General features: G+C 65.2%; 12 protein-coding genes and 1 riboswitch. Of the genes, 8 read left to right on the top strand and 4 right to left on the bottom strand.

Going from position 1 to position 13,400, the window contains the following annotated elements:
- Positions 1-91: 91 nt before the first annotated feature.
- Positions 92-1,990 carry a TonB-dependent vitamin B12 receptor gene (gene btuB / locus ACT01B_RS21865; protein WP_445145300.1) on the bottom strand — a complete coding sequence of 633 codons (1,899 nt, stop codon included), beginning with the start codon at positions 1,988-1,990 and terminating at the stop codon, positions 92-94.
- Positions 1,991-2,118: 128 nt separating this feature from the next.
- Positions 2,119-2,350, bottom strand: a riboswitch (cobalamin riboswitch).
- 35 nt (positions 2,351-2,385) lie between these two features.
- Entirely contained in the window at positions 2,386-3,138 is a 753-nt protein-coding gene (locus ACT01B_RS21860) for a GntR family transcriptional regulator (RefSeq protein ID WP_266180157.1), read from the bottom strand.
- Between the two features lie 218 nt (positions 3,139-3,356).
- On the opposite strand from ACT01B_RS21860, the gene zwf reads away from it, so the two are divergent.
- The 4 genes from zwf to ACT01B_RS21840 all read left to right on the top strand — a co-directional run bounded on the left by zwf (position 3,357) and on the right by ACT01B_RS21840 (position 8,261).
- A complete protein-coding gene (gene zwf, locus ACT01B_RS21855) occupies positions 3,357-4,823 on the top strand; it encodes a glucose-6-phosphate dehydrogenase (protein ID WP_445145299.1) in 1,467 nt (488 codons plus the stop codon).
- A gap of 135 nt (positions 4,824-4,958) precedes the next feature.
- Positions 4,959-5,672 (top strand): 6-phosphogluconolactonase, encoded by a 714-nt coding sequence (gene pgl, locus ACT01B_RS21850; protein WP_445145298.1) that lies wholly within the window; start codon positions 4,959-4,961, stop codon positions 5,670-5,672.
- A 70-nt stretch (positions 5,673-5,742) separates the two neighbouring features.
- Positions 5,743-7,560: a phosphogluconate dehydratase gene (edd, locus tag ACT01B_RS21845; RefSeq protein WP_445145297.1), complete on the top strand. Its 1,818-nt coding sequence runs from the start codon at positions 5,743-5,745 to the stop codon at positions 7,558-7,560.
- Between the two features lie 53 nt (positions 7,561-7,613).
- A complete protein-coding gene (locus ACT01B_RS21840; protein WP_445145296.1) occupies positions 7,614-8,261 on the top strand; it encodes a bifunctional 4-hydroxy-2-oxoglutarate aldolase/2-dehydro-3-deoxy-phosphogluconate aldolase in 648 nt (215 codons plus the stop codon).
- 128 nt (positions 8,262-8,389) lie between these two features.
- Here ACT01B_RS21840 and ACT01B_RS21835 read toward each other — a convergent pair whose 3' ends face one another.
- Together ACT01B_RS21835 and ACT01B_RS21830 are read right to left on the bottom strand one after the other, a co-directional pair.
- Positions 8,390-8,695 carry a DUF1272 domain-containing protein gene (locus ACT01B_RS21835; protein WP_445145295.1) on the bottom strand — a complete coding sequence of 102 codons (306 nt, stop codon included), beginning with the start codon at positions 8,693-8,695 and terminating at the stop codon, positions 8,390-8,392.
- A 115-nt stretch (positions 8,696-8,810) separates the two neighbouring features.
- The gene (locus tag ACT01B_RS21830) at positions 8,811-9,209 is read right to left on the bottom strand and encodes a rhodanese-like domain-containing protein (RefSeq protein ID WP_445145294.1); all 399 of its coding nucleotides are present in this window, start codon (positions 9,207-9,209) and stop codon (positions 8,811-8,813) included.
- A 78-nt stretch (positions 9,210-9,287) separates the two neighbouring features.
- Between ACT01B_RS21830 and ftrA the strand changes: the two genes are divergently transcribed.
- The 4 genes from ftrA to ACT01B_RS21810 all read left to right on the top strand — a co-directional run bounded on the left by ftrA (position 9,288) and on the right by ACT01B_RS21810 (position 13,377).
- Entirely contained in the window at positions 9,288-10,274 is a 987-nt protein-coding gene (gene ftrA, locus ACT01B_RS21825) for a transcriptional regulator FtrA (protein ID WP_445145293.1), read from the top strand.
- Positions 10,275-10,314: 40 nt separating this feature from the next.
- Positions 10,315-11,166, top strand: a complete 852-nt coding sequence (locus ACT01B_RS21820; protein ID WP_445145292.1) for an EamA/RhaT family transporter — start codon at positions 10,315-10,317, stop codon at positions 11,164-11,166.
- Between the two features lie 133 nt (positions 11,167-11,299).
- A complete protein-coding gene (locus ACT01B_RS21815; protein ID WP_445145291.1) occupies positions 11,300-12,904 on the top strand; it encodes a S10 family peptidase in 1,605 nt (534 codons plus the stop codon).
- Between the two features lie 101 nt (positions 12,905-13,005).
- The gene (locus tag ACT01B_RS21810) at positions 13,006-13,377 is read left to right on the top strand and encodes a SnoaL-like domain-containing protein (protein WP_445145290.1); all 372 of its coding nucleotides are present in this window, start codon (positions 13,006-13,008) and stop codon (positions 13,375-13,377) included.
- The last annotated feature ends 23 nt before the right edge of the window (positions 13,378-13,400 follow it).

The following is a 13,400-nucleotide window of genomic DNA, read 5'->3' as shown; positions in this document are numbered from 1 at the left end:
TCCCAGCTTGACCAGCCCGTCGGCTGTCGAGAGCCGCTGGGATGACGGTCGTTCTAGTAGCGGACGCCCCGTGAGGCGCCTGCAAAGCAGATCAACGCGTCGACGGGCTATACCGCAACGTCAGGAACCACGTCCGGCCCGGCTGGTTGAAGTAATAAGCCGTCTCGTAATGGCGATCGAACACGTTGGCCAGCTTGGCCTCGATGCGCCAGTCGGGCAGGAACGTGTAGCTCGCGCGCAGGTCGGTGGTGCTGTAGCCGCCGAGGCGATGCTGGTTGGCCAGGTCGTCATAAGCCTTGCCCGAGGCAAAGAAGGTGGCGCCGATGCCGAACGCATCGAAACGGCGATCCACATCCACGCGCGCCGTCTGTTCCGGGCGGCGCGGCAGCAGGTTGCCGTCATACGGGCTCGCCGTGCTCTTGGGCTGTTGCAGGGTGAGGTAGCTCTGCACCTGCCAACCGTCGAGGTTCGCGCCCAGCTGGCCTTCGATGCCGCGGATGCGCGCCTGGCTGATGTTCTGCGGCACGAAGTTGCTGTCCAGTGCGATCAGGTCCGTGATGGTGGTCTGGTAGACGTTCACCGCCCAGTTCCAGACTTCCTGCTTCTGGCTCAGGCCCAGTTCGCCCGAGCGCGACTTTTCCGGCTTGAGGTTGGGATTGCCCAGGTTGTAGGGGTAGTAGATGTCGTTGAAAGTCGGTGCGTGGAAAGCCGTGCCATAGCTCGCCGACAAGCGCACGTCATGATCGAAGCTGTAGCCCCAGGCCACCGCACCGGTGTTGTGATTGCCGAACTGATTGTTGTGATCGTGGCGCGCCGACAACTGCACTTCGTTGCGGCCGAAGCTGCCCATGTACTGCGCATAGACGCCGGTGTCCTCGCGCCTGCTGTCGAGGTAGCCGGTGTCGCTCTCGATGTGCTCCTGCTGGTAGTCCACGCCGGCAGTCAGCAGCTGGTTGGTATCCAGCGTGATGTCGTTCTGCCACGACGCCTGGTTGCGGCGCGAGTCGGCATAGCCGCTGGGCGTGCGCGGAGAATACGTCTGCGTACCCGCGAAGATGTCGTTGTAAGTACCCTGGAAGAAGGTCGACGAATCATCCCTGCTCTGGCCGGCATTGAGCGTGACCTTCCACGCATCGAGCGGCGTGAAGCTCAGGCGCGCGCCGGACACGATCTGCTGGTTGACCGCCTGGTTGCCGCTGAAGGGGCTGCCGGCGTATTCGACAAAGCTCTTGCTACGCAGCCAGGTCGCCGAGAGTTCGGTGCCGTTGTCCCAGCGATAACCGCCGTTGGCCATGCCGTTCCAGTTACGGAAGGCATCGTCGCCCGGCTGGTCCACAAAGCAGCCGGCGCCTGCCTCGGCCGCGCCGGCGCGGCAGGCCGGGATGCCGCTGGTGTACTGGCCGCCGAGGCCTAAGTTGAACCAGGCGTGCGAGTCACCGCCGGAGAGGCCGGCATGGCCGTCCGTGTAGCTATGGCTGCCGGCCGACACGCTCAGCGACGGCGCGAGCTGGCCGTCCTTCTGGCCATGACGGGTGAAGATCTGGATCACGCCACCGATCGCATCGGCGCCGTACAGGCTCGAACGCGGACCGCGCACGATCTCGATACGCTCGATCTGGTCGACCGGAATCTGCTCGAACGCCGGCAAGCCGGCACCCACCGCGCCGATGCGCACGCCATCGATCAGCACCAGCACATGGGTGGAATTGGTGCCACGCAGGAACAGCGAACTCTGTTGGCCCAGGCCACCGGCCTGGCTGAAGGTCACACCGGGCAGGCCCACCAGCAAGTCATGCACCGAGGCCGGCTGCAGGCGCTCGATATCCGCCCGGGTGATCACGGTGACCGAGGACAGCGCCTCGTCCGTCGTAATCGACGTGCGCGTGGCCGTGACGATGACGGTGGACAGCGACTGAGGCGAGTTCGTATCGGCGGCCTGGGCGGCCATCGTGCTCGACAGCAGCGCAGCTGCCAGCAGGGTCTTCTTCATGGTGTTCCTAGCGGCCGCGCACCCGCGCGACACTGACGACGAAAGGTCGGGCAGCCACGCAGGGGAAAGCAGAACGGCGGACAGGCGAGACGCGCCATGACACGACGTCCGGCCTCGCCCACCGCGAGCCATCCGTTACGTGTCGGGCCGGTCTCCGGGCTCGCGAGTGGCATGCTATCGGTGCATGCACCTTCGGGCGCCTTCCCGTGCCAGAGCACAGTGGCGTGTCGCCTTCAGGTTCGTATCACTCGCTTACCGTTGCGGGGGCAGCGCCGGAATGGCTGCGTTGGCAGCGTGCACCGGCTTCCCGTTTCATCCCGCGAAAACGTGCCGCGGGACACCCGAACAAACGGAATTTTAGGGTCACGGCCCGCTTCCGGCAACCAAGGCCGCGATCAGTCCGTCTGCAGCTCGGCCACGAAGTCGTAGATATCGCCGCGGTACCACGAGGTGGTGAATTCCACCACGCGGCCGTCGTCGAGAAAGCTGCGTCGCTCGATGTTCAAGCCAGCGCTACCCACCGGCACGTGCAGCAGGCGGGCCTGCTGGGCGCCGAGCGAGACGGCGCGCAGCCGCTGCAGCGCGCGACGCGGGCGGCAACCCAGGGTTTCCAGCACCTGGTAGAGCGAGTCGTGCACCACCATCGGGTCGGGCAGGATACTGGCGGGCACCACGCTGCGTTCGATCGCCAGTGGTTCGTCCTTGGCATAGCGCACGCGGTGCAGGCGCGCGACCAGGACGCCGGGCGACAGGTTCAGCGCCATCGACTCTTCCGGCGTCACCTCGCCCACGCCCCGCTCGAAGAACTCCGAACGCGGATTGAGGCCGCGTGCACGCAAGTCTTCGGTAAAGCTGGTGAGCCGTGACATCGGCTTGATGATGCGTTCGGCCACGAAGGTGCCGGCGCCGTGGCGCTGGTTCAGCAGGCCCTCCTCGACCAGGCCGGCGATGGCCTTGCGGATCGTGACGCGCGACAGCTCCAGCAAGCGCGACAGGTCGCGTTCGCTGGGCAGGGCCTGGCCCGGTTCGATATCGCGGTGTTCCACCACGTTGCGGATCGCCCGGCGCAGGCGCAGGTAGGCGAGCGGCTGGCTGGTGGCCGGGTCTCGGCTCAGGCGGCGGTATTCATTGACTAGGGCGGTTTCCATGCGAGAACGATACCAATGACCATACCAGTCTGGCAATCGGGTGATTTGACGGGACTTTCCGGGGTTACCAATTTTCGACAAGAACCGTTACGCCAGGCGGGCTCACACGGCATCACGGAGAACTGGTGTTACCTGGTATGTCACTGGTACGATCCCGGGGCACCGCACGGGCCAAGCGCCCTGTGCCCGCTCCCCGCATCGCCTTTGAGGTGACTGAAGTGACTGCTTCTCCCCTGCCGGTCGAGCCGTTCGACCTGGTGATTTTTGGCGGAACCGGCGACCTCGCCGTACGCAAGCTGCTGCCCGCCCTGTACCACCGCTTCGTCGATGGCCAGATCCCCGCCTCCAGCCGCATCGTCGGCATTGCCCGCGAAGGCCTGGACGATGATGGCTACCGTGCTTCGCTGCGCAAGGCGCTGCTGGAAGGTGGTGGCGACGCGGCCAAGATCGACGCCTTCCTGACCCGGGTGGCCTACCGCTCGCTGGATGCGCGCAAGGACGACGGTTGGGATGCATTCGCCGCGCTGATCGGCGAGCAGCCCGAACACATCCGCGTGTTCTATCTCTCCACCTCGCCGGAATTGTTCGTCGATCTGTGCAACCGCCTCGGTTCCTATGGCCTCAACAAGGGTCGCGCCCGGGTGGTGATGGAAAAGCCGATCGGCCGCGACCTGGCCAGCGCCAACCAGATCAACGACGCCGTCGGTCGCGTGTTCGAGGAATCGCAGACCTTTCGCATCGATCATTACCTCGGCAAGGAAACGGTGCAGAACCTGCTCGCGTTGCGCTTTGGCAATGCGCTGTTCGAGCCGCTGTGGAATGCCGAGCACATCGACCACGTGCAGATTACCGTGGCCGAGACCTTGGGCGTCGGCCAGCGCAGCGCGTATTACGATCGCGCCGGTGCGCTGCGTGACATGGTGCAGAACCATATCCTGCAGCTGCTGTGCATGGTGGCGATGGAGCCGCCCTCCTCGCTGCAACCGGATGCGGTGCGCGACGAAAAGCTCAAGGTGCTGCGTTCGCTCAAGCCGATCGACGAGAGCAATGCCGCTCAGCTCACCGTACGCGGCCAATACCGCGCCGGTGCGGCGGAAGGCCAGAGCGTGCCGGGTTACCTCGACGAGCTCGCCAGTGGCAAATCCAATACCGAGACGTTCGTGGCGCTGAAGGCCGAGATCGCCAACTGGCGTTGGGCCGGCGTGCCGTTCTACCTGCGCACCGGCAAGCGCCTGCCCGAGCGTGTGTCGGAAATCGCGGTGGTGTTCAAGGCGGTGCCGCATTCCATCTTCGATCCGTCGGCCGGCGCGCTCGCGCAGAATCGCCTGGTGCTGCGCCTGCAGCCGGACGAAGACATCAAGCTATGGCTCACCATCAAGCACCCGGGGCCAGGTGGCTTGCGCCTGCGTCACGTGCCGCTGGACATGAGTTTTGCCGAAGCGTTCGGCGTGCAGCAGCCCGACGCGTATGAGCGCTTGTTGCTCGACGTGGTGCGCGGTAACCCCACCTTGTTCATGCGTCGCGACGAAGTGGAAGCGGCATGGCAGTGGGCCGATCCCATTCTTGCCGCGTGGGCGGACAGCGGCGAGACGCCACGTCCGTACCAATCCGGCACCTGGGGGCCCAGCGCCGCGGTGGCGCTGATCGAGCGCGATGGCCGCACCTGGAACGAGGAAAGTGAGTAAACCACTCACCGATAAAAGCCACCGTGACGCGAACGTGTTTCACCTGAGCGTCGCGGGGTCCTGCCTAGACTCTCCGCCATGCTTGAATTGCGGCGCAGGCGTGAGTTCACCGCGAAGCCCCCCCCGGTCTACGTCATGCCTCCCATGCTGAATGTCACCACGCATAGTTTCACCGACTGCCAGGCCCTGGCCGTTGCGCTGGCCGAACGCGTCGCCGAGCGTCTGCGCGAAGGTATCGCCGAGCGCGGTAGCGCCCTGCTCGCGGTATCCGGCGGCAGCACGCCTCGTCATTTCTTCGAGCGCCTGTCGCGCGAGTCGCTGGACTGGGCGAAGGTCCAGATCACCCTCGTCGACGAGCGCTGGGTGCCCGAGAGCGACGAACGCTCCAACGCGGGCATGCTGAAGGCGACGCTGCTGCAACATGCCGCCTCTGCCGCGCAGTTCGTTCCCTTGTATACCGATGCGCCCACGCCGGAAGCCGGCCTCGCCACAGTGCGTGCGCGGATGGCCAGCTTGTCGCTGCCGTTCGACGTGGTGGTGCTCGGCATGGGCAACGATGGGCACACCGCCTCGTTCTTTCCCGGCGGTGACCGACTTCCCGAAGCCCTGGATGTGAACAATCCCGTGCATGTGCTGCCCATGCGCGCGGCTGGCGCGGGCGAGCCGCGGATCACGTTCACGCTATCGGCCCTGCTCGACACGCGTGCGCTTTACTTGCATATCGAGGGCGAGGCCAAGCAGCAGTTGCTGGCCGATGCACGCCTGGGCCTGGGCGCCGCCGCGAATTTTCCGGTGCGCGCCGTGCTGACCCAGGAGCGCGTACCCGTGGCCGTGTATTGGTGCCCCTGAGGCATCGGCCGAACCAATCAGTACCAGGCGCGCCATGGCGCGCGCCGCATGACTTATCCGGAGTTTGATCATGAACGTGCTTCACCCCGTTGTTGCCGAAGTCACCGAGCGTTTGCGCGAGCGCAGCCGTGACTCGCGTGCCGCCTACCTGCGTCGCATCGATGCGGCACAAGGTTCCGGTACGCATCGCGAGCGGCTTTCCTGCGGCAATCTCGCGCATGGCTTCGCCGCCTGCGAGGGATCGGACAAGGCACGCTTGCGCGAAGGCCACACGCCCAATCTCGCCATTATCAACTCCTACAACGACATGTTGTCCGCCCATCAGCCGTACGAGCGCTACCCGGAGCTGATCCGCCAGGTCGCGCGCGAGGCCGGCATCACCGCGCAGATGGCGGGCGGCGTGCCTGCGATGTGCGATGGCGTTACCCAGGGACGCGCCGGCATGGAGTTGTCTCTGTTCTCGCGCGACCTGATTGCCATGGCGACTGCCGTCTCGCTGTCGCACGACATGTTCGATGCCGTGCTCTACCTTGGCATCTGCGACAAGATCGTGCCTGGCCTGCTGATCGGCGCGCTGAGCTTTGGCCACCTGCCAGGCGTGTTCATTCCCAGCGGCCCGATGCCCAGCGGCATCAGCAATGAAGAGAAATCGAAAGTGCGCCAGGCCTATGCCGAGGGCAAGGCGACGCGTGCGGAATTGCTCGAAGCGGAAGCCGCCGCCTACCACGCGGCGGGCACCTGCACGTTCTACGGTACGGCCAACTCCAACCAGATGCTGATGGAGATCATGGGCCTGCACCTGCCGGGCGCCAGCTTTGTGGCGCCGGATACACCGCTGCGCGATGCGCTGACGCGCGAGGCCGTGCACCGTGTGGCCGAGCTCAGCGAGCCGGGTTCTTCGCATCTTCCCTTGGGTCATATCATCGACGAGCGCGCCATCATCAACGGCGTGATCGGGCTGCACGCGACGGGCGGTTCTACCAACCACCTGCTGCACCTGGTGGCGATTGCACGCGCCGCCGGGATCGAGCTGCGCTGGGACGATTTCGATGGGCTGTCGTCGGTGATTCCGTTGCTGGCGCGCGTGTATCCGAACGGCTACGCCGACGTGAACCAGTTCCACGAAGCGGGCGGCATGGCCTTCCTGATCGACCAGCTATTAAGCCAAGGCTTGCTGCACGGCGATGTGCGCACGGTGTTCGGCACCGGTCTGGACGGCTATACGCAAGTGCCGCAGCTGGATGCCGAGGGCGGGCTGGCGTGGAAGCCGGTCTCCAAGGAGAGCGGCAATCGCGGTGTATTGCGCGGTGTCGCCGAACCGTTCCGCGCCGATGGCGGCCTGCGCATGTTGAGCGGCAACCTGGGACGCGCGGTGATCAAGGTGTCGTCGGTGCCTGACGATCGCCTGGTGATCGAGGCGCCCGCCATCGTGTTCCACGACCAGGACGATGTGCGCAAGGCGTTCGAGCGCGGCGAGCTGAATCGCGATTTCATCGCCGTGGTGCGCTTCCAGGGACCGCAGGCGAACGGCATGCCGGAGTTGCACAAGCTGACGCCCACGTTGGCCGTGCTGCAGGACCGCGGACATCGCATTGCCCTACTCACGGACGGCCGCATGTCGGGTGCTTCGGGCCGCGTGCCGGCCGCCATCCACGTGACGCCGGAGGCGAAGGCCGATGGCGCGATCGCGCGTATTCGCGACGGGGATATGGTGCGCCTCGACGCGCTGCACGGGCGCCTGGATGTGCTGGTGGAAGCGGCCGAGTTCGCTTCGCGCATGCCGGCGACGGCCGATCTATCGGCCCACGAATTCGGCATGGGGCGCGAGCTGTTCGGCATCTTCCGTCAGGCCGCCACCACGGCTGATCTCGGCGCCGGCGTGCTGTAACGCCCAGCCCCTCAACCGCCTATCGAACACGTCCTTCGACATCACGGAACGCCATGAGCATCGAACAAAAGCAAAAGCAGATCGAAGCCACCCTGCGCTTGGCGCCGGTGGTACCGGTGGTCATCATCCATGACGCCCGCGCCGCCGTGTCGATGGCACGCGCGCTGGTCGCCGGTGGCGTCCCCGCCATCGAGGTGACCCTGCGCACGCCCGCCGCGCTGGACGCGATCCGGGCGATTGCCGAAGAGGTGGAAGGCGCGATCGTCGGCGTCGGTACGGTATTGAGCGCGAAGGACCTGCGTGCGGCGCATAAGGCCGGCGCCCGCTTCGCGGTGTCGCCGGGCGTGTCGCCGGGCCTGCTCGACGCCGCCGACGATAGCGACCTGCCGCTGCTGCCCGGCGTCGCCACGGCGGGCGAGGCGATGACCTTGCTGGAGCGGGGCTACTACCACCTGAAGTTCTTCCCGGCCGTGCCGGCCGGTGGTCACAAGCTGCTGGGCGCCTGGGCCAGCCCGCTGCCGCAGATCCGTTTCTGCCCGACCGGCGGTATCAGCCTGACCAACGCCCCGGACTTCCTCGCGCTGCCGAACGTGTTGTGCGTGGGCGGCTCGTGGCTGACTCCGGCAGACAAGCTGGACAGCGGCGATTGGGCCGGTATCGAACTGCTGGCGCGCGAGGCCGCGGCGCTGCGCGGCACGTAATCATCTAGGAAGGTCTGAATAGATCTTTGCTCGTCATTCCAGCGAAAGCTGGAATCCAGCGCCTTCGGTACCTCGCAAAGACGCTGGATCCCAGCTTTCGCTGGGATGACGATTTATCCAGACTTTAATTAGCGGCGTTCGGGCGGCAGGTTTTCCAGTCGCCTCGCCAAGACTGCATGTTCGGCAAGGTCGACCGGTTTGTAAGTGACCTTGCCGGTCGCGGGATATTTATCCAGCGTGTTGCCATTACGCCAGTCTTGAGCGGGACGGATCGGACGCGCCGTAAAGCCGCCGCCGCAGTTCGGGCAAACGTTGTGCAACAGGTCGACGCAGTCGCGACAGAACGTGCATTCGAACGAGCAAATCATGGCATCCGTCGATGCAGGGGGCAGGGCTCGATTGCACTGCTCGCAGGTCGGGCGCAGTTCCAGCATGAGACTTCCCCGCTCGAAGGTGACGCCATGATGGCACCGGTTGCCAAGGCCAGAGGGTTCATGCGCTTATCCACCTGGCTCATAGGCGCCATGCACCACGACCTCGCCGCGCATGTCAGGTCCCGCGGGCAAGCCCGAACCCTTCATCGAGCCAGCCGGTCAGCCCGCCGATCATCTCTTTCACCGGACGTCCCAGCTGTGCCAGTTTGACGGCGGCCTTGTTGGCCCCATTGCAGTGCGGCCCGGCGCAATAAACCACGAACAAGGTGTCGGCAGGATATTCGGCCAGGCGCTGCTCGCTCAGCATGCGGGTGGGCAGGTTGATCGCGCCGGGTACATGGCCGGCGGCGTAGAGCGTGGGCGTGCGCACATCCAGCAACACAAAGTCCTTGGTCTCGTGGTTGCTCGCGTAGAACACGTCGGCGCAGTCGGTTTCGTAACCTAGGCGGGCCTGGAAGTGTGCCAGCGCATCGATGCTGGCGGCGGCGGGGAAACGTTGTACAACACTGCTCATGGTGGGCTCCGTGTGGCAAGACGGCGCCAGTATCGGCACTGGTGTCGGCGACCGACATTGGCAAGAATGCCACTCATCATGAAGAAACCGCCAAAGCGCCCCCGACGCCCTAACGGGCCCGCCAATCGGGACGTGGCCGTGCTGGTGTACGACGGCCTGTGCACGTTTGAGTTCGGCATCGCGGTGGAAATGTTCGGCTTGCCGCGACCGGAGTTCGACGATTGGTATCGCTTCGGTCTTTGTGCGGTAGACGATGGTCCGATGCGCGCCGCTGGCGGTATGCACGTGCTGGCCGAAGGTGGTCTCGATGGCATCGCCCGAGCGGGTACGGTGATCGTCCCAGGCTGGCGCGGCGTCGATGCGCCGCCACCGGCCGCCCTGCTCGACGCGTTGCGCAAGGCGCATGCTCGCGGGGCGCGGCTGATGTCGTTCTGTTCCGGTGTCTTCGTCTTGGCCGCTAGCGGCCTGCTGGATGGTCGCCGGGCCACCACGCACTGGCGCTATGTGCAAGCGCTGGCCGAACGCTTCCCGCGCATCCAGATCGAACCGGAAGTGCTGTACGTCGATGAAGGCGACCTGCTCACCTCCGCCGGCAGCGCGGCCGCGCTGGATCTCTCCCTGCACCTGATTCGCCGGGACTTCGGGCCCGAAATGGCCAACGCGGTGGCGCGCCGCGCCGTGGTGCCGGCGCACCGGGACGGCGGGCAGGCGCAGTTCATCCAGTCGCCGCTGCCAGAACAAGGCGCGACCTTGGGCAAGCTGCTGGAATGGATGCGTCGCCATCTGGAGCAACCGCTGCCGCTGTCCTTGCTTGCCGAACGGGCGCGCATGAGCGAGCGCACCTTGTTGCGGCGATTCGAGGAAGCCACCGGGTGCTCGCCCAAGCAGTGGCTGACCCACGAGCGGCTGAGCCGTGCACGCGAACTGCTGGAGGGCAGCAACATGGCGGTGGAACGCGTCGCCGACGTGTGCGGATTCGGCAGTGCAGATACCCTACGCCATCACTTCCGGCGCAGCTTGAAGCTCAGTCCGGCGCGTTACCGCGAGCGCTTCGCTCACCAATGACGCCCGCTGGATCGGCCTCCCCATTCTCCCAAGGCAACCCATGATCTACGTGCTACTGAGCGTGATCTGCAGCGTGCTGGTATCCGTGCTGCTCAAGCTGGCGCGTCGCCTGCAGATCGATGTCGGTCAGGCCATCGCATGTAACTACCTGACGACCAGTGCGCTTACCGCGTTGGTGTTCCGCCCCTCGCTGGATGTGCTGCTCAGCCCGCAGGCGCCGTGGCTGGGCTTCGTGGGGCTGGGACTGCTGCTGCCATTGATCTTCCTGGCGCTGGCCGCCTCCGTGAATAGCGCAGGCATCGTGCGCACGGACGCCGCGCAACGGCTGTCCTTGATGATCTCGCTGCTGGCCGCCTTCCTGCTCTTTGGCGAAACACTGAGCGCGTCCAGGGGCGCGGGCGTCGCGCTCGGCCTGCTCGCACTGGCCTGCATGGTCTGGCGTACCGAGCGTCGGGATGGCGAAGGCAGCGGCTGGCTGTGGCCGCTGGTGGTGTTTGCCGGTTTTGGCGCCATCGACATTCTCTTCAAGCTGGTGGCGAAGGCCGGCACGCCATTCGCCGCATCGTTGCAGGCCATGTTCGCGTTGGCCCTGGTAGTGGCGTTCGGCCTGCAGCTATGGCGCCGGTGGTACGAGCGCGTTCGTCTTACCTTGCGCGACGCCATCGCCGGCTTCCTGCTGGGATTGGCCAACTTCGGCAACATCGTTTTTTATGTGCGTGCCCACCAGGCCTTGTCCGACCACCCCGCCCTGGTCTTTGCCAGCATGAACCTCGGCGTCGTAGCGCTGGGCGCACTGGTGGGCTTGCTGGCCTTCCGGGAACGCCTGAGCCGGCTGAACTTCCTCGGCCTGATCTTGGCCTTGCTGGCCATCGGCTTGATCACCCGGACCTGAGCATCTGCACGATCCTTCCCAGCCCCTAGCCGGACAGGAGGGCCTGGGGTGACTTCTGGGGTATGAAAGTTGAGCCGACCGGTGCCTAAGCTGGGCGCTTTCGCGCGCCTCGCGCCTCCCAAGGGTTTCACACATGCGCAAGCTCCCCCTCGCCGCCGCCCTCGCCGCGCTGATGCTCAGCTCGGGTGTCTACGCGGCCGACAAGAACGACAATGACAAGAAACCCGAGGACAAGCCCGACGCCGCGCTGCTCAAGCCGCAAACCTCGGAAACCTCCGGTTCGGTGAAGGTCGAGGGCAAGAACATCGACTACAAGGCGGTGGCCGGCACCCTGGTGCTGCACGGCAACGGCGACAAGGAAGCCGAGGCCCAGGTCAGCATGTTCTACACGGCGTACTTCAAGAAAGGCGCCGAGCCGGGCAAGCGGCCAATCACCTTCATCTACAACGGCGGTCCGGGTTCGGCCACGGTGTGGTTGCACATGGGTGCGTTCGGTCCCAAGCGCGTGAAGACCAGCGACGATTCGCACACCCCGGCGGCACCGTATGGCCTGGTCAACAACGACTACAGCCTGCTCGATGCCTCCGACCTGGTCTTCATCGACGCGCCGGGCGCGGGTTTCAGCCGCCTGATCGCCGACGAGGCGGACAAGGGCAAGCGCGAAGAGTTGATGAAAGAACGTAAGAAACAGGTCTACGGCGTCGACGGCGACGGTCATGCCTTCGCCCAGTTCATCACCCAGTTCCTGTCCAAGTACAACCGCTGGAACTCGCCCAAGTACCTGTTCGGCGAAAGCTACGGCACCACCCGTTCGGCGGTCGTGGCGAACATCCTGGAAAACGAGCACAGCGTCGATCTCAACGGCGTGGTCCTGCTCTCGCAGATCCTCAGCTTCGACACCGACATCGACGGCGCCGCCAACAATCCGGGCGTGGACCTGCCGTATGTGGTGGGTCTGCCTACCTACGCCGCCACCGCGTTCTACCATCACAAGCTGCCGCAGCAACCGGCAGCGCTGGAGCCGTTCCTGCACGAGGTGGAGCAGTACGCGTTGACCGACTACGCGTCTGCGCTGATGGCCGGCACGCGCCTGGACGGCGCGCGCAAGCAGGCGGTCGCCGAGAAGCTGCACCAGTACACGGGCCTGCCCGTCGCCTATCTGCTGAAGGCCAACCTGCGTGTCGACGGCGGCATGTTCGAGCACGAGCTGCAGGGCGATGGCGATGTCACCACCGGCCGTCTCGATACCCGCTTCTCCGGCCCCTCGCTCGACCCGCTGAGCAAGTCGTCCGAGTATGACCCGCAGTCCTCGGCCATCAGTTCCGCCTACGTGGCGGCGTTCAACGACTATGTGCGCCGCCAGCTGAAGTTCGGCGACGGCCAGACCTACCGCCTGTTCGCCGATGTCGATCACTGGGAGTTCGCCCACAAGGCGCCGGGCAGCACGGAATCGCTGCAGCAGTCGACCAATGTGATGCCCGACCTGGCCACGGCGATGAAGACCAACCCGAACCTGCGCGTGTCCTTGAATGGCGGCTACTACGATCTGGCCACGCCCTACTTCGCGGCCGACTACGAAATGCATCACATGCCGATTCCGGCGAACCTGCAGAAAAACATCTCGTACGCCTGGTATCCGTCCGGCCACATGGTCTACGCACACGAGGATTCGCTGAAGCAGCTACATGACAATGTGGCCCGCTTTATCGATGAAACCGATAACGTCAGCAAGCATTGACGCCCCGAAGGCGCGGCGGCAGCAGGGCCGCCGCCGCACCTTCACATGGGGCTGAACAAGCCGGCGCTACGCTCTGCGCTCCCCCCGCCGGAGATGTACGCATGAGCACTGAAACCGTTGCCAAGCGGCTGATTGCACTCTGTCGTCATGGCCGATTCGAAGAGGCGCAGCACGAGCTTTACGCGAAGGATGCGGTGAGCATCGAGCCCGAGGCGTCGGCGCAAGGCTCGCTGGGCAACGTCAAGGGCCTCGACGCAATCCTGGAAAAAGGGAAACGGTTCCAGGAGGCCGTGACGGAGATGCACGGCGTCGAGGTCAGTGATCCCCTGGTGGCCGGCAACTGGTTCAGCATCGTCATGACCCTGGACGCCACCATGAAGGAATATGGCCGCATCAGCATGAGCGAGATCTGCGTGTATCACGTCAAGGACGAAAAGATCGTGCACGAGCAGTTCTTCTTCGATCAGGGCTGACCCACGTCGCCCCCTTCCACGTA

The sequence above is a fragment of the Dyella sp. Tek66A03 genome, assembly GCF_052567735.1.
This window is presented reverse-complemented; position numbering and strand designations above follow the sequence as displayed.